Below are 25,137 nucleotides of genomic sequence, written 5' to 3'. Positions count from 1 at the left end.
CGAGTTTTAAAATGCAACCTGTTGAGCGGCGGGCCAGAGGCCCGTGCACGGATGGCCGGCATGCCCGCGAAGGCGGCCGGCACGCTTGCGGAGAGGAACATGGCCAGACAGAAAAGTCTTGCGGATTCGCCGTGCCCGGTGGCGCGCGCGACCGATATCGTCGGCGATCGCTGGGCGTTGCTGATCGTGCGCGATGCGTTCGACGGCGTGCGCCGTTTCGGCGATTTCCGCGCGAGCCTCGGCGTCGCGAGCAACATCCTGTCCGACCGGCTGAAGATGCTGGTGGACGCCGGTGTGTTCGACGTCGTGCCGGCGTCCGACGGCACCGCGTATCAGGAGTACGTGCTGACCAAAAAGGGCGAGGGGTTGTTTCCGGTCATCGTGATGCTGCGGCAGTGGGGCGAGGCGAACCTGTTCGCGCGCGGCGAGCCGCATTCGGTGCTGGTCGATCGCAGTACCGGGCGCGCGATCCGCAAGCTCGCGCTTCGGCACGACGACGGCCGGCCTTTGAAGGCGGCCGATACGGCCGTCAGGAAGATCGGCGACGAAGCCGGCGCGGCACGGCGGTAAGCGTCATGGGCGATGGTTGCGCCGCCGGATGGTCGTCGATCGTAGGCAGCGACGGACATGCGATGTTTCGGCGGGACGTGAAGCGTCGGTACGGCTGCGGGTGTTGTTGCCTGCTATGTGCGTCGATATGGATTCAGCGAGGCCGATGCGTTCAATGCCGTTCACCGCGCCAGCGTCCCGGCGCGATGCCGAAGCGCTTCGTGAACGCATGCGTGAACGTGCTTTGATCCGCGAAGCCGACGCTGCCCGCGATGTCGACGAGCGAATGCCGGCCGTCGGCGAGCAGCACGACCGCTGCGTCGAGCCGCAGCCGCTGCAGATAGCGATGCGGCGTTTCGCCGAATGCGTCGACGAACAGTTGATGAAACCGGCGCATCCCGTAGCTGCAGTGCGCGGCGAGATCGGCGATGCGCAGCGGTTCGGCGAGGTGGGCGCGCAGCCAGCGGTCGATGCGCGCGAAATCGAGGCCCGACGCAGGCGCGGCGATGCCGGCATCGTCGAGCAGCGCGTCGCACAGGCGCGCGGCGGCCTGCCACTGGAAACGGTGCGCGGCCGCCTGCCGTGCGTCGCCGTCCGGCGCATCGTACTGCGCGGCGGCCGCCGCGACCTGCGCGACGAGCGACGTGAGCGCCGGGTCGATCGACACGGCACGTGCATGGTCGAACAACCGCTGCGGCACCGCGAGCGACGCGAGGGGAAGGTTGAGCACGAGCTGACGATTTTCGCCCAGGCCCGCGTAATCGTGGCGCGCACCGGCCGGAACCAGCCACGCGCCGTGCCGGTCAAGACGCTGGCTGACGCCATCCACCGCCATCACCATCGCACCGTCGATGCCGAGCACGATCTGGTGAAAGTCGTGCACATCCGACGCTTCGAGCGTGTCGTAGCGTTGCAGTGCGACGGTGGGGGACGGAAGGTGCGCCATGGGGCAGCGCGTCAGCCGGCGGCTCGCGTGCCGCGTCAGACGTCGAGCAGTTCGACTTCGAACACGAGCGTCGCGTTCGGCGGAATCACGCCGCCCGCGCCGCGCGGGCCGTAGCCGAGTTGCGGCGGGATCGTCAGGCGACGCACGCCGCCGACCTTCATGCCTTGCACGCCTTCGTCCCAGCCCTTGATGACCATGCCGCCGCCGAGCACGAACGCGAACGGGTCGTTGCGATCCTTGCTCGAATCGAATTTCTGACCGTCGGTCAGCCAGCCCGTGTAGTGGACGCTCACCGTCTTGCCGGCTTGCGCCTCCGCGCCGGTGCCTTCGGTCAGGTCCTCGTACTTGAGGCCCGATTCGGTCGTGATGACGGACATGATTTCTCCTGAAAGAGGTTGCGTGAAACCGCTATTGTAGGCGAGCGGGCAGTGGGCCGGCGCGCACGGATTTCGCGCCGCCGCACGCGTGCCGGCAAGCGTGGCGGGGCGCCGAGCGCACGACCGCCCGAAACGCAATTGGAACGCGCGTTTGAATTTTTCGCGAGCCGCTGGGCCAAGGTTGCACCATGACGGTGCGCGGCGCGTATGAATCGATGTGACCGGCACGCGTCGCCGCCCGCTGCGCGACGGGTGCCCGATGCGGTGCAAGGCCCGCCGCACGGGGCTCGCGGGCCGACGTGGGGGCGCGGCGCCGCGCCCGGGACCGCGTTCGTCAGTGCACCTCAGCGTTCGAATCGCAACCCGTCCGGGCGTCGTCCGAGCGCCATTTTTTCCGCCTTGCGGACCGCGCGCTGTTTGGAAGCGCGCATCTACCGTGCAGCTTGCGTGTGCCGGCGCGCGCGGCCTATCTTTACATCTGTCGATGTCATGATTTTGGCGGTGCGCGATGCGCCGCCCGGGCTTGCGCCGGCCGCGTCGTACGATGCGCCGGCCGCTCCGCAACAGGAGAACGATGAACATGAAGTCAGCCGCTTGCGCCACCGCAGCCGGGATCATGCCGGTGCGCCGCGACCTGCGCTTCGACCTGCCGGTCGAGCGCGCGAAGGACTGGCATGGCCTCGGATCGCACGTGACCCATTTCTTCAACGCGCTGTCGCTGCTGTTTCCGGCCGGCGAGCGCTTCTTCATGGATGCGGTGCGCAACTATCGCGACCGGATCGACGATCCCGTGCTGAAGCAGCAGGTGCTCGGCTTCATCGGCCAGGAGGCGATGCATACGCGCGAGCACGTCGAATACAACGAGCTGATGCAGGCGAACCGGCTGCCCGCGCGCAAGCTCGACCAGCGCGTGTGGAAGGTGCTCGGCTACATGAAGCGCAAGCTGCCGCATTCGGTGCAGCTCGCGCACACGGTCGCGGCCGAGCACTACACGGCGATGCTCGCCGACTGGCTGCTGCGCGACCCGACACGCCTCGACGGTTCGGTCGAAGGCTACCGGCAGATATGGATCTGACATGCGCTGGAGGAAACCGAGCACAAGGCCGTGTCGTTCGACGTGTGGAATGCCGTGACGGAGCCGGGGCTGCGCCGCTACCTGATCCGCATCGGCGTGTATCTGCTGACGACGCTGACGTTCTGGCCGACCGTGTTTCTGATCCATGTGACGCTGTTGTGGCGCGATCGCGGCGCCGGGCATCACGTGCGCGGCATGCTGCGCACGATCGCGTTCCTGTACGGGCCGCGCCGCGGGCTGTTCCCGCGCATCGCCGGCGAATGGCTGAGCTTTTTCCGGCCGGGCTTCCACCCGTGGGATCACGACAATCGTCACCATCTCGAGCGAGTCGACGTACTGGCCGCCCGCTACGGCCAACACGGCGGCACGCCGGCCGGCCGCGGCCGCGCGAACGCGCCGGCGCCGCTCGCATCGGGCCGCTGACCCGGCCCCGCCGCGCGGCGGGGCGCCGCGCATGTTGCGTTCGTGCATCAACCGGCTTCTTTCGGCGATTGACGAAAATCAACCGGAATCGATCTCCCGGGCGCCCGCATGCCCGGCCGACCGGTTGCGCGCACCGGCGCCGGCGCGCCGGCCTTGCATGCGCCGCGTCGTGCGGAATCGCCGCGCGCCAGCACCGGCGCGGCTTTGCGCGTGCAGGGCCGGGCCTTTCCGGTCGCGCGCGGTGCATGCCACAGGGATAACACCCATTTAGCCGCAGGCCGGCCGCATCGATATACCGTTCATGACAACGTCCACCTCACGCGCGATTCATGCGCAGGGGGATTTTATTCGGACGGAAATACGGCCAATATGTCGGTTCGATCGTGTCCGTCGGATGCGGCGGCGAGCCGGCGCGCGATACCAACGCCAAGCGGGGAATAACGATGGTTGCAAGGTCACCCGACGCAAACGGGCAGGCGGCGCCCGAGATGACGGACGTGTCCGTCACCGCTCCCGAGGCCGGACGCAAGCTTTTCGTGATCATGCGCACGCCCGACGAGCCGTTGCTCGCGCAACTGCGCGGGCTCGGCTGGGAGATCGCGGTCGCTAAGACGGCCGGCGCCGCGCAGAACATGACCTCCGGCGTGAGCGTGGCCGCCGGGCTGGTCGATTTCACCGGGTTCACGTCGCGCGACTATCCCGCGCTGAAGATGTGCCTGAGCCAGCCGGCGATCGGCTGGATTTCCATCGCGCAGGCCGGCATCACGATCGGCCCCGCCGTGCGCGAGCTGATCCGCAGCTATTGTTTCGACTACGTGACGCTACCGCTGCCGTACGAATGGATTTCGCACGTGCTCGGCCATGCACGCGGGATGGCCGCGCTCGATCGTGTCGACGGCGCGGCCTATGCGGCGTCGATCGGCGAACACGGGATGATCGGCAACTGCGAGGCGATGCAGCAGTTGTTCAGCACGATCCGCAAGGTCGCGAAGACGGACGCGAGCGTATTCATCTCGGGCGAGTCGGGCACCGGCAAGGAACTGACGGCGCTCGCGATTCACGAGCGCTCCAGCCGCGGCAAGGGGCCGTTCGTCGCGATCAATTGCGGCGCGATTCCGCATCACCTGCTGCAGTCGGAGCTGTTCGGCTACGAGCGCGGTGCGTTCACCGGCGCGAACCAGCGGCGCGCGGGCCGGATCGAATCGGCGAACGGCGGCACGCTGTTCCTCGACGAAATCGGCGACATGCCGGTCGAAAGCCAGGCGAGCCTGCTGCGCTTCCTGCAGGAGGGCAAGATCGAGCGGCTCGGCGGACAGGAATCGATCCCCGTCGACGTGCGGATCATCTCGGCCACGCACGTCGATCTCGACGGCGCGGTCGAGGCCGGGCGCTTCCGCGCGGATCTCTATCACCGGCTGTGCGTGCTGCGCATCCACGAGCCGCCGCTGCGCGCCCGCGGCAAGGACATCGACATCCTCGCGCACTACGTGCTGCAGAAATTCAAGGCCGACAGCGGCCGCAAGATCAGCGGTTTCACGTCGGCCGCGCTCGACGCGATGCGGCGCTACGAGTGGCCCGGCAACGTGCGCGAGCTGATCAATCGCGTGCGGCGCGCGATCGTGATGGCCGAGAGCCGGCTGCTGACGCCGCACGATCTCGGGCTCGACACGCCCGGCGAAACCGAACCGGTGACGCTCGAACAGGCGCGGGCGCTGGCCGAACGCACCGCGATCGAGAACGCGCTGCTGCGCAACGACCACCGGATCAACAAGGCCGCCGCCGAGCTCGGCATTTCACGCGTGACGCTCTACCGGATGATGATCGAACACGGGTTGAACGATCACGACGGCAACGGCGGCAATGGCGACAGCGGCGGGCACGACGGCGCGCCATCGGGCGACGCGGGGCATCAGCGGGTCGGCTGAGCGGCATGCGCGATGCCTGCGATGCGTGCGGACCGGCTTAGCGATAGGTCCACAGCCGGTGCAGCGCGAACGTGACGGGCGGCACGCACAGCACGACCGCGACGATGCTCCATGCGCGGGCGAGGCCGAGCGCGCCGGTGCCGTGCGCCAGCAGCATCGTCACGGCGAGGCCGGCCGTCGCGACCACGAGAAAGCGCGCGAAGTTGCCCCACGTCACCGGCGACGCAAAACTCCACAGCGTGTTGGCGAGATACGAGAACGCGGTCGAGCAGACGAACGCGGTCGCGTTCGCGATGACGGGCGTCGCGTCGAACAGCGCGAACATCGCGGCCGCGATCAGCGCATGCAGCGCGGTCGAGCCCAGGCCCGACACGCCGAAGCGGATCAGTCGGGTGCGCTCGGCAGCGTGAAAGGTTCGGATCATCGTGGGCGCTCGTTTGCGTGAAGTCGCTTGAGGTCGCGTGAGCTCGCGTGAAGCGGTGTCGCAGTATAGCCATGCGATCGGCCGCTGCGTCCAGCGGCGACGTCCGGTGCGTCTAATTGCCGGCGTGGGCATGTAAAGCGCATGAAACATTTCGCGTCGGCCGCCCGGCGAATTTCCGCGTCGAACCGGGCCGATCGGCCAGCCTGCCGCCGGTAAAAATTCCGCGTCCCATTGTTCAGCCTTATTCCGCAAGGCCTCGCCGTTGCCAGGCCGGCGCATGCCCGCGCCCCGATGTTTCAGTTTCGTAACTTCCGGCAGGCCACGCCCGATGCGGCCGGCGGCCGGCCCGATCATCGCCTTGTCCGGCCGGGCTCGCGTGGGGCTGGCCCGGTCCTTGCGACGAGAGACGTGCGAGAGTCGACGACACGAGGTCCGTCCGGTCAGGCAGCGAAAGCTTCCGTACCGGCCAGGACGCAGTCCGCGGGGATGCGGCGGCCGAGCGCGGTGCAGCGCAGCAGCCGCGCCGCGGCGAGCACGGAACGTCGTCGCCTGATCGCCGGGGCATCGGCATTGTCCGGTTGCCGGAACACACATCAGACAGCAAACGGGGTAGAAAAATGATCGATCATCACACGCCGCGGTCCGCAGGCCGCGATCGCAGTGATTCGGGACATCGCCGCTCGAACGTCGCACTTGCGGCCGACCGGCATGCCTCGACAGGCCATCTCTCCGCGCCCGGTGCGAGGCGGATCCGGCTGGTTGCCGGTCATCCGCGCCGGGTCGGCACTTTCCTGCACGCGAACCCGATCCGCATGGGCATGTGCGCACGGGCGCCGATGCCGCGACGCCCGGTCTTTGCCTATTGACCCGAGCGGCACGAGGTCCGTTCGCATGGCCATCTTTTCCGCGAACGATTGATCTGTCATCCGAACGATGGCCGACGCATCGTGCTGCGCGCGATGCAAGACGACAGGCATTCGATGCAACGGCGAACCACGCGCCGCCGTTGCCATCCGGTTGAAGGGGAGGGGCGGTCGGACGCGCGCGACGGAAAAGCGGTATCCGTACGCGCGCGACGCCGTTTTTTCAACCGCCGTAGATGTCGAAGTCGAAGTACTTCGACGCGAGCCGCTTGTAGGTGCCGTCCTTCACCATGTCGGCGATCGCGCGATCGATTTTCGCCTTCAGGTCGGTGTCCTCCTGGCGCAGCCCGATGCCGGCGCCGATGCCGAGCACCTTTTCGTCGACGAGCTCGGGCCCGACGAACGTGTAGTTCGCGCCGCGCGGCGACTTCAGGAACCCGATCGCGGCCTGCACTTCATCCTGGAGCGCCGCGTCGAGGCGGCCGGCGATCAGGTCGGCATACACACCGTCCTGGTTCTGGTACGACACGACGTTCGCGCCGTGCTTGCCCCAGTACGCCTTCGCGTACGTCTCCTGCGTCGTGCCCTGCTCGACGCCGATCGACTTGCCCTTCAGCGATTCGGCGGTCGGCAGCAGCGACGAGCCTTTCTTCACGACGAGCCGCGTCGGCTGGTTGTAGATCTTCGTCGTGAAGCCGATCTGCTGCGCGCGCTGCGGCGTGATCGACATCGACGACAGCACCGCGTCGAACTTCTTCGCCTTCAGCGCCGGAATCATTCCGTCGAAATCGTTCTCGAGCCACACGCATTTCGCCTTCAGGCGCGCGCAGATCTCGTTGCCGAGGTCGATGTCGAAGCCGACGAGCTTGCCGTCGGGCGCCTTCGATTCGAACGGCGCGTAGCTGGCATCGGTGCCGAAGCGGATCGTGGTCCAGTCCTTCGCGACGGCGGGGCCTGCGGATACCGCGAGCAGGGCGATCGAAACAGCGGCAATCAGTCTCTTCATCGTGCGTTCCTTGGCGTCGTGCATCCGTTTTCGTGCGACACGGTCTCCCCGGACACGACTCGCGCCGGGACGCGGTGTCCGCACGGCCATTAACGCAGAAAATAAAATAAGAGTCCAGAATGGACAAAAATATCTATTCGCCGAATGCACGAGCACGATCGATGGGTGCGACCCTTGCAAAAATGCAGGAATGGACTAATCTTGTTAGTAAATTCGTTTCGAGACTAACGATCATGTCACAGCCTGCCTACGAATCGCATTCCGCCGTGCCGCGCGCTTCGGTCGCGCAGATGTCGGCGGCCGGCCTGCGTGCGTTTTTCAACATCGCGTGCGACTGGGAACTGACGATCGACGAGCAGATCGTGCTGCTCGGCTCGCCCGGCCGCTCGACGTTCTTCAAGTGGAAGGCCGCGCCGGAATCGGCGCGCCTGCCGCGCGATACGCTCGAGCGGCTATCGCTCGTGCTCGGCATCTACAAGGGGTTGCAGATCCTGCTGCCGCAACCCGCCGCGGCCGATGCATGGATCAAGCGGCCCAACGATGCGGCGCCGTTCGGCGGCAAGCGCGCGCTCGACCGGATGCTGGCCGGCAACGTCGGCGATCTGGTGGCCGTCCGGCAATATCTCGATGCGATGCGGGGCGGCTGGGCGTGACGATACCGACCGAAGTGACCCGGTGGCCCACGACCACCGTCGACTGGGCGCCCGCCTATCGTGTGATTCCCACCCGTTTTCCGGCCATCAACCTGTTCGATCGCGTCGCGTCGGCGGACGATTTCGACGCGCTCTACGCGCTCGAATCGCTGACCAACGACCGCATCCGCAACGAAGTCGGCACGCTCGACCTCGTGCCGCCCGCCGAGCGCCGCTACGGGCAAGGCTGGGGGCCGATCATGGCCGCGTTCACGCACCTGAATCCGCTGGGCAGCCGCTTTTCCGACGGCAGCTACGGCGTGTTCTACTGCACCCGCTCGCGCGACACGGCGATCGCCGAAACGCGTTATCACAGCGGGCTGTTCCTCGCCGCGACGAAGGAGCCGCCGATGCGCCAGCAGATGCGGCTCTATACCGTGTTCGCGCACGGCGACGTCGCCGACGTGCGCACGTGGCCGCAGCGCGATCCCGCGCTGCTGGATCCGGCCGACTACAGCGTCGGGCAGGCATTCGGCCGCGCGGTGCGCAATGCAGGCGGCGCGGGGATCCTCTATCCGTCGGTGCGCGACCCGCGCGGCGAGTGTCTCGCCGCGTTCCGCACGACGCTGCTGCGCGACTGCCAGCATGCGGCCTATCTCGAATACAACTGGAACGGCTCGGCCATCGATGCGGTGTTCGAACTGAATCAGGTCGGCTAGCGTTCGCCCGGCTTGGCCGAGCTTGGCGCGGTGTGCCGTTGCGCGGCCCGGCGCGTCAGGGCAGCGGCCAGTCGCCCGCGTGGCGTTCGCGCGCTTCGGCCTGCGTCATCGACCACGTGCGGCCGGTGCGCGGCTCGGCGAGCGTCAGCCGCCCGGCCGGCGCGAACGCACCCGTGTCGATGAACCATTGGGCGCCGATCCGCTGCGGCGCACGCACGGGCGTGTGCCCGGTGCACGTCAGCGACAGCCCGGCCTGCCACCCGGGATCCGCCAGCCCCTGCACGAGATCGCGCCCCCAGATCAGCCGCTCGCGCACGTCGTGCGCATAACTGCCCGTATCGAGATCCGCATCCGAGCCGAAGAATTCGGCATGCAGCACGTTGAAGCGCGCCGGGCCGTCGCCGATCACGCGCACGAGCGGCAGCGCGTCGACGCGCGCCGCATGCGCGCGCAGCCGCTCCGGCGGCAGCTCGGCCCCCCAGTCGCCGCCGATGCCGCGCCACGCGTCGAGTGGCAGCTTGCCGTGCGCGACGAGGCTCAGCACTGCCTCGTGATTGCCGCGCACGACGTGGCACCACGGCCGGTCGAGCAGGTCGAGCGCGGTTTCGGAGGCCGGGCCGCGGTCGACGAGATCGCCGACCGAGAACAGCCGGTCGCGGGCCGGATCGAAGCGGACGTCGTGCAGCAGCGCGCGCAGCACGTCGACGCAGCCGTGCAGGTCGCCGACGACGAAGTCGCGGCCGGCCGTGTTCGCGGGATGGCGGCAGAGCAGGGCGGTGGCGGTCATCCCCTTATCTTAGGCGCTCGCGCCCATCGCCACGCCACGATGGAATGAGGATAATCGGGGCGCGTTACCTGCCGGCGCCGGGGCTCTCCCGCGCACCGGCCGAATCCTTTCCATCCGCTTTCGGAATCACACGATGACGTTTTATCCGCAGGTATTACGCAACCGGCCGCGCATGGTCGCGGCATTCGTCGCCGGCGTGCTGTGCGCGGTGGTGCTGCCATTTCCGCTGCGTCCGACCGCGCGCGCTGATCGGCTGGGATTGCGCGGTCTGGCTGTATCTGGTGCTGATGTGGGTGCGCATGGTCACCGCGCATCATCACAAGGTGCGCGAAGTCGCGATCCGCGAGGACGAAAACGCGACGACCGTGCTGACCGTCGTGTGCCTCGCCACCGTCGCAAGCGTGGCGGCGATCGCGATCGAACTCGCGACCGCCAAGAGCGTCGGCTTTAGGGCGGGGCTCAGCCACTACGCGATCACGGGCGCGACGCTGTTCGGCGCTTGGTTCCTGATCCCGACGATTTTCACGCTGCACTACGCGCGCCTCTATTACGGCTCGCCGAGCGGCGATCGTGCGCTCCGTTTCCCGGACCAGCACCCCGAGCCCGATTACTGGGATTTCCTGTATTTCGCGTTTACGCTCGCGGTCGCGTCGCAGACTGCCGACGTGTCCCTCGCGAACCGTTCCGCGCGCCGATCGGTGCTCGCGCAGTCGATCCTGTCGTTCTACTTCAACATGGCCGTGCTCGGCTTGTCGATCAATGTCGCAGCGGGGCTGCTGAGCTGACGCCGGTTACTTGAGCAGGTCGTACCGGCCGCCGCGTTCCAGCGCACGCCGGTACGCGGGCCGTGCATGGATCGCGTCGAGAAAGCGCGCGATCGCGGGATACCGGCTGCCGCCGCCGCGTGCGGTCGCGGCTTCGAGCGGAAAGCTCATCTGGATGTCGGCCGCGCTGAAGCGGTCGCCGACGAACCAGCCGGTGCGCGCCAGCGCGCTGTCGACGTGGCCGAGATGCAGGTCGATCTGCGGATCGACGAAACCCGACTGCAGCGTCGCGGCGATCTTGCGTGCGATCGGCCGCGCGAAGAACGGCATCGGCGCATGCGCGATCCGCAGCGCGACGAGCTTGAGCAGCAGCGGCGGCATCGCCGACCCTTCCGCGTAGTGCAGCCAGTATGTGTAGTCGTGCCGCTCCGGCGAGCCGGGCGGCGGCGCGAGGCGCTCGTCGCCGTAGCGTTCGACCAGGTATTCGATGATCGCGCCCGATTCGGCGAATGTGCGCCCGTCGTCGGTCACGACGGGCGACTTGCCGAGCGGATGGATCGCGCGCAATTCGGCCGGCGCGAGCATCGTCTTCGGATCGCGTTCGTAGCGCACGATCTCGTACGGTACATCCAGTTCTTCGAGCAGCCAGAGCACGCGCTGCGAACGCGAGTTGTTCAGGTGATGGACGGTAAGCATGTCGAGGCCGGAAGGGGGCGGGAACGACATCATACCGAGCGCGGGCGGCGCGTTCGCGAATGGCGTGACGCGTGCCGTCGCACGTCGCGTCGAACCGTCACGCGCGCCGCACCGCGATCCACGCGCCCCAGAACAGGCTCGCGAAAAAACGCAGCGGCGCATCGAAGCCCGCGTCGCGCAGCAGCGCGAACACGGCTTCCTCGGACGCGGGCGGATCGGCGCCCTGCAGGATCTTCGCGAGTTGCGCGCGCACGGCGTCGGGCGTGGCGCCCTTCATGCGCCAGCGCTGCTGCCACGCATCGAGCAGGCGCGGGTGATCCGCGTAGCGGCGATGGTTGCCGGCGAGCACGAGCGGCGCGCCGGGCTTCAGGCGTCGCGCGATCGCGCGCAGCAGCGCGGCTTTCGCGTCGTCGCCCGGTACGTGATGCAGCACGCCGATCAGCGTCGCGCCGTCGAACGCGGGTGCGTCGGGCAACGCGTCGACGGCATCCTCGACGAACGTCGTCCGCGCGCCGAAACCCGCGGCTTCGACGTTCGAGCGCGCGAGCGCGAGCATCGGCGCCGACGGGTCGACGGCCGTGAATTGCCAGCCCGGTTCCAGCGCGGCCGCGACGCAGATTTCCTGGCCCGTGCCGCCCGCGCCCGCGACGAGCATCCGTGCATCGGCCGCACCGATCGCCGACGCGAGCATGCAGGCGGCGAGTTCGTGGCAGGCATCGTAGCCGGCGAGCGCGATGCGCGATTGCTCTGCATATTCGTGTGCGCGTGACGGATCGAATTTCGCGGCGCTGGCGGGAAGCGACATGGCGGAGTCCTCGGGTCGGGGCGGACGACGTGTCCGCGAACGTGACGCAGAGCGTAGGTGCGCGAGGCCGGCGCAACAAGGCGAGCAGTCATTCCGGTATGCCGACTACCCGACTCGCCGGCGCGTGCCGGCCGGCGGTTACGACCGCTGGTTTGCCGGGGTCGATTCGCATTTAAAAATGTCTGACCACGCCGCATCGCGGCGGCAAATCCGGCGCATACTCGTTTCTCCCCCCCCCCCGCCTGGCCTTCGCATGCCGGGCCTCGATGCGCTGCGCCATTGGCGCGGCCATGCCGCTCGGTACGCACGAGGAGCGCATGATGTCCGATTGTCCGCACGATCCGTACGCGCAGCACTACATCCACTGCTTGCCGTTTGGCGCGCAGCCTTGCGGCGCGCTCTGCACGACGCCGCGCACGCATTTCCGCGTGTGGGCGCCGGGCAGCACGCACGTCGAGCTCGAACTCGATACCGGCTACGGCCCGACGCTCATCCCGATGACGAGTGCCGGCCCGAACTGGTTCGAAGTCTTCGTCGATTGCGGCGCGGGCGCGCGATACCGCTATCGTCTCGACGATACCGTGTCGATTCCCGATCCCGCGTCGCGCTCGCAGCCCGAAGGGCTCAACGGCCCGAGCGAGGTCGTCGATCCGCGCGCGTTCACGTGGCGCAATACGTTCTGGCACGGGCGCGCGTGGGAGGACATCGCGCTCTATGCGATCCGCCCGCACGCGGTGGGCGGCTTCGACGGCGTGCGCCGCCGCCTGCCGCGGCTCGCGCGCCTCGGCGTGACCGCGCTGGAGCTGCTCGCGTCGCCGCACGACAGCCTGCCGTTCGCGCCGCTCGCGGCCGAAGGCGGCCCGGCCGCGTTGAAGGCGCTGATCGACGACGCGCATGGCTACGGTCTCGCGGTGCTGCTCGAGCTCGACTATGCGCGCTTCGGCAGCGGCACCGATGCGCTTCGCCACTACGCGGGGCCGTTCTTCCATACGCGCGACGATCCGTTGCAGGCCGCGCCGCTCGCGCTCGATCATCCGGAAGTGTGCGATTTCTTCTGCGACAACGCGCTGTACTGGATCGACGAATACCGCTGCGACGGGCTGCGCCTGCGCGAAGCCGACCGGATCGGCGTGTCGTGGCTGCGCGAGATCGCGGATCGCGTGCGCGCCGCCGTGCCGGCCGACCGGCTGATCCACCTCGTGCTCGGCAGCGAGCGGCATCCGGCGCATCTCGCCGATACCCATTTCGATGCGCAGTGGAACGGGTGCGGCGAGCGGGCGCTGCACCGGCTCACGGGGCGCGACACGTCGGCGCATGAAGGCATTTCCACGCATCAGTCGATTCACACGCTCGCCCGCGCGCTGACCGCGGCCGGCGCGGCGTACCAGCCGGCCGCATCGGCGGACGGAATGGCCGCCGAAGGCGGCCTGTCGCTGACGTCGCTCGTGCTGTCCGATGGCGCCTGGCGCGACACCGACCCGGGCGACAGCGGGCAGGCGGCCGGCCTGGCCGCGCTCGCGCTGTCGCTCCTCACGCCGCAGATCCCGCTGATCTTCGACGAAACCGCGCGCGACATCGATCGTGCGCATTTCGTGCAGTCGGCGCTCGCGGTACGCGCGAAGCTGATCGCGCCCAGGCTGTCCGATTGCCGGCCGCAGGAAGCCCATGCGCTGAAGGCGAACGGCGACGGCGATGCCGACGCGCTGTGCGCATCGTGGCGGCTCGCCGACGACGAGACGTTGACGATCGCGTTGAACCTGTCGCCCGATGCGGTGCCGTTCGACGCGCCGGGCGGGCGGGTGGTGTTCGAGACGCCGGCGCGCGCGCGCGACCGGGTCGATGAAGGGGAGTTGCCGCCGTATTCGCTGGTCGCGTGGCTGACCGGCGACGTCAACCACTATGCGCTGACGCACGACGTGCGTCGCATCGACGACGGTTCATGGCGCGCGATGCGTCCGCACCTGAACGCATGAGCGCATGAACGCCTGAGTCGATGAACGTGTGAAGCGGCGGGGCCGGCAGCGCTGCCGGAGGGGGCCGAATTACCAGAACCCGCGAATGCCCGCGATCCCGTACGCGCCGTGACGGCGCGCGTCGTCGAGGTGTGCATGCGTCAGGCCGCCGAGCGCGAACACGGGCATCGCGGCCTGTGCGGCCAGCATGCCGAATTGCGCCCAGCCGAGCGTCGGCGCGCCGGGATGACTCAACGTGGGCAGCACCGGCGACAGCGTGACGAAATCCGCGCCGGCGCGCGCGGCCAGCAGCAGATCTTCCGGTGAGTGGCACGCGGCGGACACCCATCGTCCGGCCGGCAGCGGCCGTTGCGCGACGGCGCGCAACGCGGCGCCGTCGAGATGCCAGCCGGCGCCGTCGAGCCGCATCACGCCGGCTGCCTCGATCGGGCCGTTCAGCATCAGGTGCGCGCCGGCCGCGTCGCAGCGCGCGAGCGCCGCGGCGGCCAGCGACGCGAACGCGGCCGCGTCGAGCGATTTGACGCGCAGTTGCACGAGCGTTTCTCCGCGCGCGAGCACGGCCGACAGCCGGTCGAGGAACGCGGCCCGATCGGCCGCCGACGCGGACGGCGGTTCCGGCGTGATCACGCAGCAGCGCGGCAGCGGCGCGTTCATCGCGCGATGCGACGCGCGGCCGTCATTCGTCGGCCTCCTTCGCGATTTTCGGATAGACGCGCACGAGCACGATGCGCGGCCCGTTCATCTTCTTCACGACGATGTCGAAGCGGTCGAACGACACGCGCTGCCCTTCGGTCGGCAGGTCGCTGAGTGCCTGGATCACGAGGCCGCCGACCGACTCCGCGCGGCCTTCGTCGATGTCGATGCCGAGCGCCTGCTCGAGCGACACGACGGGCAGGCTGCCCTTGCCCATCAGCGTGCCGTCGTCGAGGCGGCTCCAGTCGGCGTCGCCCTGGCGGAATTCGTCGTGGATCTGGCCGACCAGCGCGCCGAGCAGGTTGTCGAGCGTCAGGAAGCCGATCGGCTTCTCGCCCTTGCTGCCGACCAGCGCGAAGTGCGGGGCGCCCTTGCGGAAGCGGCGGAACAGCTCCAGCGCCGGCGTATCGGGCTTCACGTACTGGACCGGGCGCACGTAGTCGGAGAGATCCTCGAGCGCGGCGCCCGCGTGACGCGCGAGCAGCAGGTCCTTCAGGTGGATCAGCCCGCTCACCTGTTCGCGCGACGCATCCTCGAACAGCGGATAACGGCTGAAGCGGTGCCGCGCGACGATCTCCATGTTGTCGGGCAGCGGCAGGTCGCGCCGCAGGCCGATCATTTCATGGGCCGGCCGCATCAGGTCCGACACGGTCATCGACGAAAAATCGAGCGAATGCGCGAGCGTGTTCCACTCGTCGTTGCTGTACGTGCCGCGCGCCGGCTGCGCTGCATTGCCGGCCGCGCTGCGGCGGCTGCGCAGGATCAGCTTCAGCTCGTCGGTCGAATAGTGCGCGTCGCCGCCGTGGTCGGCCGACAGCCCCGCGAGCCGCAGCACCGCGTTGGCGCTGGTGTTGAGCACCCAGATCGCCGGATACATCGCCCAGTAGAACGCATAGAGCGGCAGCGCGACCCACAGGCCGACCTTCTCCGACTGGCGGATCGCCATCGATTTCGGCGCCAGTTCGCCGACGACGATGTGCAAAAACGAGATCAGCGAGAACGCGAACACGAGCGAGATCAGGTGCACGATGCGTTCGGACTCGACGCCGATCAGGTCGAGCAGCGGGCCGATCAGTTGCGCGAACGCAGGTTCGCCGACCCAGCCGAGGCCGAGCGACGCGAGCGTGATGCCGAGCTGGCACGCGGAAAGATATGCGTCGAGCCGGCCGTGCACGAGGCCGAGGATGCGCCCGCGCAGGCCGTGCTTGCGGGCGAGGGTCTTGACGCGCGTTGCGCGGAGTTTGACGAGGCCGAATTCGGCCGCAACGAAGAACCCGTTCAGGGCCACCAGGAACAACGCGCCGATGAGCGCGAAGATCTGTAACAAAGAATCGCTCCGGTTATGACAGGCCCGTCAGTATAGGGCGCGGAAAGGAAGTTGTAATGTATCGGGCGGCCGATCGCTTACACCGGCGCCTCGCACGGAATCGAGAACGTGATGGTGGCGGGCGCGCCGTCGGCGAACGCGTCGTGCGCGAGCGTGCCGCCGTGCGCGAGTGCGACGCGCTGGCACAGCGCCAGCGTCCACGCGCTGCGTTTCGCGTCGCGCTCGCGCAGCATCTCGCGCCGCGCGAACGATTCGAATACGTGCGGCCGCGCGGGATCGACGAGCACGTCGGCGTTCACGGTGCACGTGGCGCGCGCGGTGAACTGCGCGCCGTCGCGCGTGCATGCGAACGCGACGCGGCTGCCCGCGGCGCTGGCCTCGACGGCTGTCGTCAGCAGGGTCCAGAGCGCCTGCGCGACGCGTTCGCGATCGACGGCGAGCGACGGCTCGCCGTCCGGCAGCGTCGCGTCGAGCGCGACCTCGCGTGCGTCGGCGAGCGCGAAGCGCACGAGCGCCAGCGTGTCGTCGAGCAGCGCGCGCAGCGCGAACCGCTGCGGCGCGAGCGCGAGCGTGCGCGTTTGCGCGCGCGGCGCGTCGAGCACGTCGTCGATCAGCGCGACCTGCTGGTCGATGCCGGTGCGGATGCCCGCGAGCGCGCGCTGCAGGTTCGGATCGGCATTGGCGAGCTGGCGTTCGAGCACGTAGGCCCAGCTGTGCATCGCATTCAGCGGGCTGCGCAGGTCGTGCGACGCGGTGGAGAGCGCCTGGTCGCGCAGGAACAGCGCCGCCTGGGCGGCGTAGTGCGCTGCGCGTTCGCGCAGCAGGTCGGCGGCGGGATCGACGGAATGGGGCGTCACGGAGCTGGCCTGTCGGAAACGGTTGGCGTAAGGGTCACGCGAATCGTCATTATAGGGACGGTGGCGATCACGCCGGCAGCGCGTCCTCGTCCTTTTTCCGCGCGGCGCCGTTCGGCAGCAACTGGCACGCGAGCAGGCCGGCCAGCATCAGCGCGCAGCCGACGAGCGCGCGCAGCGTCAGCGTTTCGCCGAGCGCGGCCCACCCGGCGATCGCCGCGAACACGCCTTCCATGCTGAAGATCACGGCTGCGTGCGCGGGCGCCGCGTCGCGTTGCGCGACGACCTGCAGCGTATAGCCGACGCCGACCGACAGCAGCCCGCCGTACAGCAGCGTGGGCAGCGCGCCGCGCAGCATCGCGACGCTGACCGGCTCGACCGCCAGGCCGACGGCGAGGCACGCCACGCCGCACACGGCGAACTGCAGGAACGCGAGCACGAGCGGATCGTGGCGTTTCGCGAGATGGCCGACCGCCATCACGTGCGCGGCGATGATGACGGCGCCCGCGAGCTGGAACCAGTCGCCGTAGAGCACCGAGAAGTGCTCGTCGATGCTCAGGAAATACAGGCCGATCGCGGCCAGCAACGCACCGAACCACGTGCCCGCGCCGATCCGGTGCCGCGCGAATACGCCCATCAGCGGCACGATCACGACGTACAGCGAGCTGATGAAGCCGGCATTGGCGATCCGCGTGTATTGCAGGCCGACCTGCTGCAACGAGATCGACACGGCGAGCAGCCCGCCGAGCGCGAGGCCCGGCAGCAGCCGCGCCGGGCGGCGGCGGATCGCCGCGAGCTGCGCGCGCGACGCCGGATTCAGCATCAGCAGCGGCGCCAGCACGAGCGCGCCGAGCAGGAAGCGCAGCCCGGTGAAAAGGAACGGCCCGATCACGTCGAGGCTCAGGCGTTGCGCGACGAACGCGGAGCCCCAGATCGCGGCGGCGCCGAGCATCAGCAGGTTGGCGCGGAGGTGCTTGCGGGCGTCGGGCTTCATCGGCATTCGTCTGGAGATTACGGGCGGCGGGGCCGCTAGTTTACGCCGAGATTGCCAGGCTGTCGGCAAACCTGCGCAGCGCGGCGGCGGCGCGGGCGTCGCGGACGCGCGAATACAGCACGACCTGCGATTGCGGCAGCGCCGGCAGCCCGAATTTCGCGCCGACGTCGACCAGCGTGCGCGGGGCGACGCGCCGCGCGAGCGGGCAGACGGCCAGCCCCGCCGCGGCGGCGGCCGAGACCGCCGCGACTCCGCCGCCCGTGAAGCGCTCGCGCCACGGCAGCCCCGCGCGGTCGAGCGCGCGCAGCGCGGCGGCCCGCACGCCGCAGGGGCCGGCCAGCACCGCGAGCGGCAGCGGCTCGCCCGCGCGCGGGGCCCAGTCGGGCGCGGCGAGCCAGGCCAGCGGCTCGGTGAACAGCGGCGTGCCGTCGTCGCGCGGCGGATCCTCGCCGGGCTCGTGCCGGACGATCACCGCGTCGAACCGCCGTTCGTCGTATTGCGGGAGCAGGCTCGTCGACGCCCCGAGATGCATTTCCAGCGACAGCCCCGGATCCTGGCGGTGCAGGCTCGTGAGCACGGCCGGCAGGTCGGGCACCGCGACGTGCTCGCTGACGCCGAGCGACAGGCGCACCGTGCCGGTCGAGATCGCGCCGAGCGCATGCTCGTGCGCGTCGAGCAGCGCGCGGGCGGCCGGCAGGAAATGCTCGCCGTCGGCGGTCAGCTTGACGATGCGCGGCGTGCGCGCGAGCAGCGGCTTGCCGAGATGCGCCTCCAGCCGCTTCAGCTTCAGGCTGACGGCCGATTGCGTGGTGCCGAGCGCATCGGCGGCGCGCGTGAAGCTCGCGAGATCGGCGACCAGCACGAACGCGCGCACGGCATCGAGATCGAGTACTTTCATTTCCAATGAAAATGGATGAAATATTGATCAATGACTGTTCATTATAGATCGGCGGGCCTAACCTGACGCCGTGTTTTCGTTCTTCAACGTCATTCACCGACAGGAGCAGGACCATGCCATTCACCCGTATCGCCGTACGCGAAGGCAAACCGGCCGCCTACCGCGCGGCACTCGTCGACGGCGTGCATCGCGCGCTGATGCAGACGTTCAACGTGCCCGAGGACGACATCTTCATGGTCGTGACCGAGCATGCGCCCGAGAACTTCGTGTTCGGCCGTCATTACTACGATATCGAACGCAGCGACGATCTCGTGATGATCCAGATCACCGCGAACAACACGCGCACGCTCGAGCAGAAGCGGGCGCTGTACCGGACGATCGCCGAGAACCTCGCGCAACAGCCGGGCGTGCGGCAGGAAGACGTCTTCATCAGTCTTGTCGAGGTGCTGAAGGAGAACTGGTCGTTCGGCAACGGCATCGCGCAATACGCGGTCTGACGCGCCGGCTTGATCCGCCACGGCGCGACGGGGCCGGATCGGCGCCTGCGCGTTTGGGCGGCGTGTACTATGGAAGCTGCTTCACGAGCGACGCCGGCGCGGTCGATGCGCCGGCGATCCTTGATGTGCGGGAGCCTCCATGTCGCGTGCGCTGGAAATCGTGTTGTCGTTGTCGCTGGAAGGATGGCCGGGAAAGGGCGCGGGCCGCACCCGCGGTGCGCAGCGCGACTTCGGCGCCGAGCTCGTGCGTGCGTGGCGGATCTGCCCGCCGGTCCGGATGCGGCGCGGCCACGAGCGCGTGACGATCGAGCCGTGCCAGATCGACGAGGCCGAGCGTAGCCCCGGCGCGAGCTGGTGGACCTGGGTCGAATCGAACGCGCATGGCACTCGGGTCGTCGCGTCGCGCACCGAAACGTTCGCCCCCGGCGTCACGCAGCGCGAGCTGTTCGACGCGGAGCACGCGGGCATCGTCGTCGCGGCGCCGCTGCCGATACCCGCGACGCGTGCCGCAGCCGATGCCGACGCGCCGGCTGCCGACGTGAACGGCGTTGCACCGGACACCGACGAAGCGCGATCCCAGGCATCGGCGCCGCGCATCGTCAGCGAACGGCGGCGCGGGCGCTGGGCCGACGACAGCGGCGTCGTGGTCGAAATGACGCTCGACGACATCACGCTGCACGGCGGCGGCGAGCCGCCGCGCCGCTACGTCGAGCTGCGCCTGGCCGCGCCCGACTGGGACACCGTTGCCGCGCGCACGGCCGCGCTGCACGCGCTGTTCGCCGCGGCGCGCGAACTGAGCGGCGCATGGCCCGCGTTCGTGCAACTGACGAGCGTGATCGACCGCGCCTGTGCGGGCGGCCCGGTGGCCGCCATGCTGGTCAAGGCGCAGCCCGTCGACCTGACCGGCATCCGCACGCAGCGCGCCGCGCTGTTCGCGCTGTCCGGCGACATCACCGCGCAGTGGCTCGGCAACGAGCGTGGCGTGCTCGATCGCGACGATCCCGAATTCGTCCACCAGATGCGCGTCGCGCTGCGCCGCCTGCGCACGCTGATGCGCTTCTTCCCGCGCTTCACCGATCGTCGATGGAAGGACACGCTCGGCGTCGACCTGCGCTGGCTCGCCGCGCTGCTCGGCACGGTGCGCGACTGGGACGTGTTCGCGACCGAGAGCCTGCCTGCGCTGATCGCGGCCGACGGCGGCGGCGGCGACTGGGACGGCACGCTCGACGCGGCCCGCGCGCAGTCGATGGCCGCGCGCGTCGAGCTGCGGCAGGCGCTGCATTCGGCCCGCTATGCGCGGCTGACGCTCGGCTGGCTCGAATGGCTGGGCACGCTCGCGCTGCCGGCGGCCGACGGCGACGACGCGCCGTCGCTGCGGCGTCACGCGACCAAGCGCGTGCGGCGGCTGTTCGGTCATCTCTACGGCTCGCCGTCGCTCACGTCGCTCGACACGGCGGCACGCCATCAGGTGCGGATCGATGCGAAGCGGCTGCGCTACGCGCTCGAATTCTTCGCGTCGCTGGCGTCGCGCCGCACGCGCAACGAGACGGTCAAGACGCTGGCGCGCGTGCAGGGCGTCCTTGGCGAGGCGAACGACGCGATGGTCGCGCTTCACCATCTCGAGCAACTGGGGGCACCGCCGTATCAGCTCGGTTTCGTGCGCGGCTACGGCGCCGCGCTCGAACAGCGCGCGGCGCGCGACGCCGAGGCGCTGCTGGCCAGCCTGCGGCCGCCGAAGCTCGACGGCAAGCCGGGCTGAGCGCCGCCTCTATAATGGCCGCCCGTTTTCCATACGCATGCCGATGATGACCGACGCCCCGCATTCTTCCTCGTCCACCGGACCGCTCGAACTGGGCGGCGAGCTGTGGTTGCGCGCCGGCGAACAGACGCTCGGCGGCGCGACGCGCATCGCGCTGCTCGCGGCGATCGGCGACACCGGTTCGATCACGCGCGCGGCCAAGGCCGTCGGCCTCAGCTACAAGGCCGCGTGGGACGCGGTCGACACGATGAACAATCTCGCCGGCGAACCGCTCGTCGCGCGTGCGACGGGCGGCAAGGGCGGCGGCGGCACGACGCTGACGCCGCGCGCGACGTCGCTGATCGCCGCGTTCCGCGCGATCGAGCGCGAGCATCGCCGCTTCATCGAGGCCGCGAGCGCGGCCGTTGCCGGCTTCGACGTCGACTGGGCGCTGATCGGCCGGATCGGGATGAAGACGAGCGCGCGCAACCAGTGGTTCGGCAAGGTTGCGTCGATCGTGCGCGGCACCGTCAACGACGAGGTGACGCTTGTGCTGCCTGGCGGGCAAGCCGTCGTCGCCGTGCTGACGCACGAAAGCGCCGACGCGCTCGGGCTGCGGGAAGGCGAGCACGCGTGCGCGCTGGTGAAGGCGTCGTGGGTCGTGCTCGCGGTCGACGATGGCGGGCCCGACCTGAAAGTTTCCGCGCGCAACCGGCTGCACGGCAGCGTGGAAGCCGTCGCGGCGGGTGCGGTGAACAGCGAGGTGACGCTGGCGCTCGACGGCGGCGGAACGCTGACGGCCGTCGTGACCAACGACAGCGTCGATGCGTTGCAGCTCGACGCGGGCCGGCGGGCCATCGCGCTGTTCAAGGCGTCGAGCGTGATTCTGGCGGTGACGGGCTGACCCGGCGGGCAGCGCGAGCGCGGCACTCGCTTGCCGGCGCCCGTCGTGCGAGGAACGGGGCGAAGCCGCTACCGCCCGCGTGCGCATCGCACCGGCTTCGTTTTCCGCTATCGGCATGTGTCGCGACGCGGCTTCTCCCGGGTTCCAACGTGGCGGCAAACGCCACGATCACGGCCACGGCCGCGTGCTCACGAGACGCGCGTCTGCCACTCCGCGTGCGGCGAGTTCGCCTGCACGCGTCCTTCGCTCAACTGCACGACCTGGTCGCCGAACGCGGCGACGTCGTCGGGGTCGTGCGAGATCAGCACCATCGGGATGTCGAGCCGCGCCTGCAGTTCGGCGAGCTCGTGACGCATGCGCTGGCGCATCGCGCCGTCGAGCGCCGCGAACGGTTCGTCGAGCAGCAGGATGCGCGGCTGCGCGACCAGCGCGCGCGCGAGCGCGACGCGCTGCTTCTGCCCGCCCGATAGCTGCGACGGATATTGCCCCGCGAGCGATTCGAGGTCGAACGCGCGCAGCCAGTACGCGACTTCCGGCGGCACCGTCCTCGCGCGCGGGTTGCGCAGCCCGGACGTGAGCCCGAACGCGATGTTCTGCCGCACGTTCAGATGCGGAAACAGCGCGTAGTCCTGGAACAGGTACGCGACACGGCGTTCGCGGGTCGGCACGTCGATGCGGCGCGCGGCGTCGAACAGCGGCTCGCCGTTCAGCGTGATCGTGCCTGCGTCGGGCGTCAGCAGCCCGGCGATCGCCTGCAGCGTCATGCTCTTGCCCGCGCCGGACGGCCCGAACAGCACGACGCGCTGCATCGCCGCCGTGAACGACACATCGAGCGTGAAGCGGCGCTCGGCGTTCGCGTAGGTCTTGCGGATGTCGACGACGAGGCTCATGCGGGCCTCCGCCGAAGCGGGCCGGCTGCCGGGCGGCACCGGTGATGCGGACAGCACACGCGCGTCATGTCGGTTGGCTCCGCCGTGCGCGCGACGGTACGAGCCAGCCGGTCGCGAGCAGCACCAGCACGCAGGTGATCGACGTCACCAGCACGAGGAAATTGGCCGTGTTGTCGTCGCCGGCCTGCACGGCCGCGTAGATCGCGACCGACAGCGTCTGTGTGCGGCCGGGCAGGTTGCCGGCGATCATCAGCGTCGCGCCGAATTCGCCGAGCGCGCGCGCGAACGCGAGCAGCGCCCCCGCGAGAATCCCGCGCGTGGCGAGCGGCAGCGTCACGCGGAAGAACACCGCCACTTCGCCGAGCCCGAGCGTGCGCGCGGCGCGCTCGAGATGCGGATCGACGCCTTCGAACGCCGCGCGCGCCGATTTCAGAATCAGCGGAAACGCGACGACCATCGACGCGATCACCGCGCCTTGCCACGTAAACACCAGCTCGATGCCGAGCGTGTCGAGCCACGCGCCGAACACGCCGCGCCGGCCGAGCAGCACGAGCAGGTAATAGCCGAGCACCGTCGGCGGCAGCACGAGCGGCAGCGTCAGCACGGCATCGACGACGTCGCGCAGCGGCGAGCGCCAGCGCGCGAGCACGAACGCGGCCGCGACGCCGAGCACGACGTCGAGCGCGGTCGCCCAGCCGGCAACCTTCAGCGACAGCAGCAGCGGGACCCAGGCGTCTTGCATCGCGAGTCGCTCACTGGGCGGGCTTGAAGCCGAACGTCGACAGCACGGCCTGGCCCTGCGGCGACGCGACGAAATCGATGAACGACTGCGCCTGCGCGGCGTGGCGGCTGTCCTTGACCACCGCGATCGGGTAGGTGATGGCCGTCCGGGTCGGCACCGTCAGCGCGACTTTCACGCGGCCCGGCATGATCGCGGCGTCGGTACCGAACACGAAGCCCGCGTCGACCTCGCCGCGCGCGACGTAGTCGAGGCTCTGGCGCACGTTGGCGGCCAGCACGCCTTTCGCGCTGACCGCCTCCCACACGCCGGCCGCGCGCAGCGCGCCCTCGGTGTAGCGGCCGACCGGCACCGATGCCGGGTCGCCGTACGCGATGCGTTTCACGCCGGGCGCGGCCAGGTCGTTCAGCGACGTCGGCGCGGCCGCGTGGCTGTCGGCCGGCACGATCAGCACCAGCGAGTTCGCCGCGAAATCGCGGCGTGTGCCGGGCGCGATCACCTTTTCGTTCACCGCGCGATCCATCGCCTTCTGGTCGGCCGATGCGAACACGTCGGCCGGCGCCCCCTTGGCGATCTGCTGCATCAGCACGTCCGATGCGCCGAAGTTGAGCAGCACCCTGGTGCCCGGATGCTGCTTCTCGTACGCGTCGCCGACGGCCTTGAACGCGTTCGTCAGGCTGGCGGCGGCCGACACGACCAGTTCGTCGGCGGCCGAAGCGGGCGCGCTGAACGCGAACCCGGCGGCAAGGGCGGCGAGCGGCAGCAGGCGAAGCAGGGTGCGGCGAAGCGGGCGGACGGTTGAGCGCATGGCGGATTCGTTTTGAACGGGAGGAAACCGTAATCGTAATATAGGGCGGGTTATAACGCTCGGCATACTGCTCATGCGGCGGTGTGCATGAAATGGTCGGACGTGAAAAGGAGCGGCCCGGCAGCCGGTCACGCGTGAAGCGTATGCGGCGCCGATTCGGTGCGCTGCAGCGACGACGGCTGCGACGCGGGATGGTAGTTCGGGTTGGCCTTCCAGCGCGCGCGGACGAACGGGCGCTCGTGCCCCGACAGTTCCAGCGCGACCTTGGTGACCCAGCGGTGTGACGGCACCGCGATGCCGTGCAGCGCCACGGTGACGAGCGCGAGGCTCGCGACGACCGCGGGCACCGACCAGCGGTGCGGCACCGCGCGCCACGAGCCGGCGATGAACGTGAGCGCGGCGAGCGCGCCGACGATGCAGCCGGTGATCGATTCGGACGGCGAATGCGCGTCGAGCGCGACGCGCGACACGCCGACCGCGATCCCGGCCGTCAGCCCGAGCGCGATGCCGGCGAGCCGCAGCGGCGTGCGCGTGCGGATCAGCGCGAGGAAAATCGCAACCGGATACACCGACGTCGACAGCATCGCATGGCCGCTGAACCCGGTGAAATCCCACGCGCGGATGCCGATGCCCCAGCCGAGGAACGCGATCTTCGTGAGCGCCACCACGCCGATCGCGGCCGCGAGCACGCCGAGCCATGCGGCCGCACGTTGCCACGAATAGCCGAGCGCGAGCCACACGGCAATCGTGATCGCGAGCGGCAAGGTCAGGCCGGCGCCGCCGAACGCGGTGATCATGATCCACAGGTGAGAGGGCAGGTCGAACATCGGG

General features: G+C 69.4%; 25 protein-coding genes and 2 pseudogenes. 11 read left to right on the top strand and 16 right to left on the bottom strand.

From position 1 onward, the window contains the following. Positions 1 to 99: 99 nt before the first annotated feature. Positions 100 to 570 (top strand): winged helix-turn-helix transcriptional regulator, encoded by a 471-nt coding sequence (locus tag LGN10_RS13430; RefSeq protein ID WP_181035465.1) that lies wholly within the window; start codon positions 100 to 102, stop codon positions 568 to 570. A gap of 151 nt (positions 571 to 721) precedes the next feature. Here LGN10_RS13430 and LGN10_RS13425 read toward each other — a convergent pair whose 3' ends face one another. Next, the gene (locus LGN10_RS13425; RefSeq protein ID WP_089465453.1) at positions 722 to 1,495 is read right to left on the bottom strand and encodes an AraC family transcriptional regulator; all 774 of its coding nucleotides are present in this window, start codon (positions 1,493 to 1,495) and stop codon (positions 722 to 724) included. A 35-nt stretch (positions 1,496 to 1,530) separates the two neighbouring features. After that, on the bottom strand, positions 1,531 to 1,872 hold the full coding sequence (locus LGN10_RS13420; protein ID WP_006479474.1) for an FKBP-type peptidyl-prolyl cis-trans isomerase: 342 nt from the start codon (positions 1,870 to 1,872) through the stop codon (positions 1,531 to 1,533). Between the two features lie 580 nt (positions 1,873 to 2,452). Here LGN10_RS13420 and LGN10_RS13415 point away from each other — a divergent pair. Together LGN10_RS13415 and LGN10_RS13410 are read left to right on the top strand one after the other, a co-directional pair. Next, positions 2,453 to 3,370: pseudogene (locus LGN10_RS13415) on the top strand (metal-dependent hydrolase). A 443-nt stretch (positions 3,371 to 3,813) separates the two neighbouring features. After that, positions 3,814 to 5,295 (top strand): sigma-54 dependent transcriptional regulator, encoded by a 1,482-nt coding sequence (locus LGN10_RS13410; RefSeq protein ID WP_124860718.1) that lies wholly within the window; start codon positions 3,814 to 3,816, stop codon positions 5,293 to 5,295. A 37-nt stretch (positions 5,296 to 5,332) separates the two neighbouring features. Here LGN10_RS13410 and LGN10_RS13405 read toward each other — a convergent pair whose 3' ends face one another. Beyond that, a complete protein-coding gene (locus LGN10_RS13405; RefSeq protein WP_060311335.1) occupies positions 5,333 to 5,719 on the bottom strand; it encodes a GtrA family protein in 387 nt (128 codons plus the stop codon). Between the two features lie 617 nt (positions 5,720 to 6,336). On the opposite strand from LGN10_RS13405, the gene LGN10_RS13400 reads away from it, so the two are divergent. Continuing rightward, entirely contained in the window at positions 6,337 to 6,585 is a 249-nt protein-coding gene (locus LGN10_RS13400; protein WP_081059116.1) for a hypothetical protein, read from the top strand. A 220-nt stretch (positions 6,586 to 6,805) separates the two neighbouring features. Here the strand turns inward: LGN10_RS13400 and LGN10_RS13395 are convergent, their stop codons facing one another. Further along, the gene (locus LGN10_RS13395; RefSeq protein ID WP_060311799.1) at positions 6,806 to 7,588 is read right to left on the bottom strand and encodes an ABC transporter substrate-binding protein; all 783 of its coding nucleotides are present in this window, start codon (positions 7,586 to 7,588) and stop codon (positions 6,806 to 6,808) included. Positions 7,589 to 7,821: 233 nt separating this feature from the next. On the opposite strand from LGN10_RS13395, the gene LGN10_RS13390 reads away from it, so the two are divergent. Together LGN10_RS13390 and LGN10_RS13385 are read left to right on the top strand one after the other, a co-directional pair. After that, positions 7,822 to 8,241: an MbcA/ParS/Xre antitoxin family protein gene (locus LGN10_RS13390; RefSeq protein WP_226223818.1), complete on the top strand. Its 420-nt coding sequence runs from the start codon at positions 7,822 to 7,824 to the stop codon at positions 8,239 to 8,241. Next, positions 8,238 to 8,939, top strand: coding sequence for an RES family NAD+ phosphorylase (locus LGN10_RS13385; RefSeq protein WP_060311330.1), 702 nt, complete (start codon positions 8,238 to 8,240; stop codon positions 8,937 to 8,939). The genes LGN10_RS13390 and LGN10_RS13385 overlap by 4 nt, the downstream gene beginning before the upstream one ends. Positions 8,940 to 8,994: 55 nt before the next feature. Here the strand turns inward: LGN10_RS13385 and LGN10_RS13380 are convergent, their stop codons facing one another. Then, a complete protein-coding gene (locus LGN10_RS13380; protein WP_099317217.1) occupies positions 8,995 to 9,726 on the bottom strand; it encodes a metallophosphoesterase in 732 nt (243 codons plus the stop codon). A 133-nt stretch (positions 9,727 to 9,859) separates the two neighbouring features. Here LGN10_RS13380 and LGN10_RS13375 point away from each other — a divergent pair. Beyond that, positions 9,860 to 10,511, top strand: a pseudogene (locus LGN10_RS13375) (DUF1345 domain-containing protein). Between the two features lie 6 nt (positions 10,512 to 10,517). Here LGN10_RS13375 and LGN10_RS13370 read toward each other — a convergent pair. Next, positions 10,518 to 11,186: a glutathione S-transferase gene (locus LGN10_RS13370; protein ID WP_226223945.1), complete on the bottom strand. Its 669-nt coding sequence runs from the start codon at positions 11,184 to 11,186 to the stop codon at positions 10,518 to 10,520. A 97-nt stretch (positions 11,187 to 11,283) separates the two neighbouring features. Then, entirely contained in the window at positions 11,284 to 11,991 is a 708-nt protein-coding gene (locus LGN10_RS13365) for a class I SAM-dependent methyltransferase (protein WP_124860714.1), read from the bottom strand. 320 nt (positions 11,992 to 12,311) lie between these two features. On the opposite strand from LGN10_RS13365, the gene LGN10_RS13360 reads away from it, so the two are divergent. After that, positions 12,312 to 13,964: a DUF3459 domain-containing protein gene (locus LGN10_RS13360; RefSeq protein ID WP_124657392.1), complete on the top strand. Its 1,653-nt coding sequence runs from the start codon at positions 12,312 to 12,314 to the stop codon at positions 13,962 to 13,964. Positions 13,965 to 14,033: 69 nt separating this feature from the next. Here the strand turns inward: LGN10_RS13360 and LGN10_RS13355 are convergent, their stop codons facing one another. The 5 genes from LGN10_RS13355 to LGN10_RS13335 form a co-directional block, all read right to left on the bottom strand. Then, positions 14,034 to 14,618 carry a thiamine phosphate synthase gene (locus tag LGN10_RS13355; RefSeq protein ID WP_226223816.1) on the bottom strand — a complete coding sequence of 195 codons (585 nt, stop codon included), beginning with the start codon at positions 14,616 to 14,618 and terminating at the stop codon, positions 14,034 to 14,036. Positions 14,619 to 14,640: 22 nt separating this feature from the next. After that, the gene (locus LGN10_RS13350; protein ID WP_059639118.1) at positions 14,641 to 15,984 is read right to left on the bottom strand and encodes a hemolysin family protein; all 1,344 of its coding nucleotides are present in this window, start codon (positions 15,982 to 15,984) and stop codon (positions 14,641 to 14,643) included. Positions 15,985 to 16,061: 77 nt separating this feature from the next. Next, positions 16,062 to 16,841 carry a sensor histidine kinase gene (locus LGN10_RS13345; RefSeq protein WP_226094087.1) on the bottom strand — a complete coding sequence of 260 codons (780 nt, stop codon included), beginning with the start codon at positions 16,839 to 16,841 and terminating at the stop codon, positions 16,062 to 16,064. A 67-nt stretch (positions 16,842 to 16,908) separates the two neighbouring features. Then, positions 16,909 to 17,832 (bottom strand): DMT family transporter, encoded by a 924-nt coding sequence (locus LGN10_RS13340; RefSeq protein WP_226223813.1) that lies wholly within the window; start codon positions 17,830 to 17,832, stop codon positions 16,909 to 16,911. A gap of 40 nt (positions 17,833 to 17,872) precedes the next feature. Further along, entirely contained in the window at positions 17,873 to 18,730 is an 858-nt protein-coding gene (locus tag LGN10_RS13335) for a LysR family transcriptional regulator (RefSeq protein WP_124860710.1), read from the bottom strand. A gap of 113 nt (positions 18,731 to 18,843) precedes the next feature. Here LGN10_RS13335 and LGN10_RS13330 point away from each other — a divergent pair, with 113 nt between their 5' ends. From LGN10_RS13330 to LGN10_RS13320, 3 genes are all read left to right on the top strand, one after another. Continuing rightward, positions 18,844 to 19,227 carry a tautomerase family protein gene (locus tag LGN10_RS13330; RefSeq protein ID WP_226223811.1) on the top strand — a complete coding sequence of 128 codons (384 nt, stop codon included), beginning with the start codon at positions 18,844 to 18,846 and terminating at the stop codon, positions 19,225 to 19,227. A 139-nt stretch (positions 19,228 to 19,366) separates the two neighbouring features. Then, entirely contained in the window at positions 19,367 to 20,986 is a 1,620-nt protein-coding gene (locus tag LGN10_RS13325) for a CHAD domain-containing protein (RefSeq protein WP_226223809.1), read from the top strand. 46 nt (positions 20,987 to 21,032) lie between these two features. Continuing rightward, the gene (locus LGN10_RS13320; RefSeq protein WP_226223943.1) at positions 21,033 to 21,869 is read left to right on the top strand and encodes a TOBE domain-containing protein; all 837 of its coding nucleotides are present in this window, start codon (positions 21,033 to 21,035) and stop codon (positions 21,867 to 21,869) included. A 188-nt stretch (positions 21,870 to 22,057) separates the two neighbouring features. Here the strand turns inward: LGN10_RS13320 and LGN10_RS13315 are convergent, their stop codons facing one another. The 4 genes from LGN10_RS13315 to LGN10_RS13300 all read right to left on the bottom strand — a co-directional run bounded on the left by LGN10_RS13315 (position 22,058) and on the right by LGN10_RS13300 (position 25,133). Further along, positions 22,058 to 22,759 carry a sulfate/molybdate ABC transporter ATP-binding protein gene (locus LGN10_RS13315; RefSeq protein ID WP_089465461.1) on the bottom strand — a complete coding sequence of 234 codons (702 nt, stop codon included), beginning with the start codon at positions 22,757 to 22,759 and terminating at the stop codon, positions 22,058 to 22,060. Positions 22,760 to 22,823: 64 nt separating this feature from the next. After that, positions 22,824 to 23,501, bottom strand: a complete 678-nt coding sequence (modB, locus tag LGN10_RS13310; protein ID WP_089465462.1) for a molybdate ABC transporter permease subunit — start codon at positions 23,499 to 23,501, stop codon at positions 22,824 to 22,826. A 10-nt stretch (positions 23,502 to 23,511) separates the two neighbouring features. Next, positions 23,512 to 24,306, bottom strand: a complete 795-nt coding sequence (gene modA / locus LGN10_RS13305) for a molybdate ABC transporter substrate-binding protein (RefSeq protein ID WP_060311310.1) — start codon at positions 24,304 to 24,306, stop codon at positions 23,512 to 23,514. Between the two features lie 128 nt (positions 24,307 to 24,434). Continuing rightward, positions 24,435 to 25,133 carry a phosphatase PAP2 family protein gene (locus LGN10_RS13300; RefSeq protein WP_226094082.1) on the bottom strand — a complete coding sequence of 233 codons (699 nt, stop codon included), beginning with the start codon at positions 25,131 to 25,133 and terminating at the stop codon, positions 24,435 to 24,437. Between the last annotated feature and the right edge of the window lie 4 nt (positions 25,134 to 25,137).

It is taken from the genome of Burkholderia sp. AU32262, assembly GCF_020419985.1.
Lineage (GTDB): Bacteria > Pseudomonadota > Gammaproteobacteria > Burkholderiales > Burkholderiaceae > Burkholderia > Burkholderia semiarida.
Note: the sequence above shows the minus strand (reverse complement) of the source record. Positions and strands in the feature narration are given on the sequence as shown.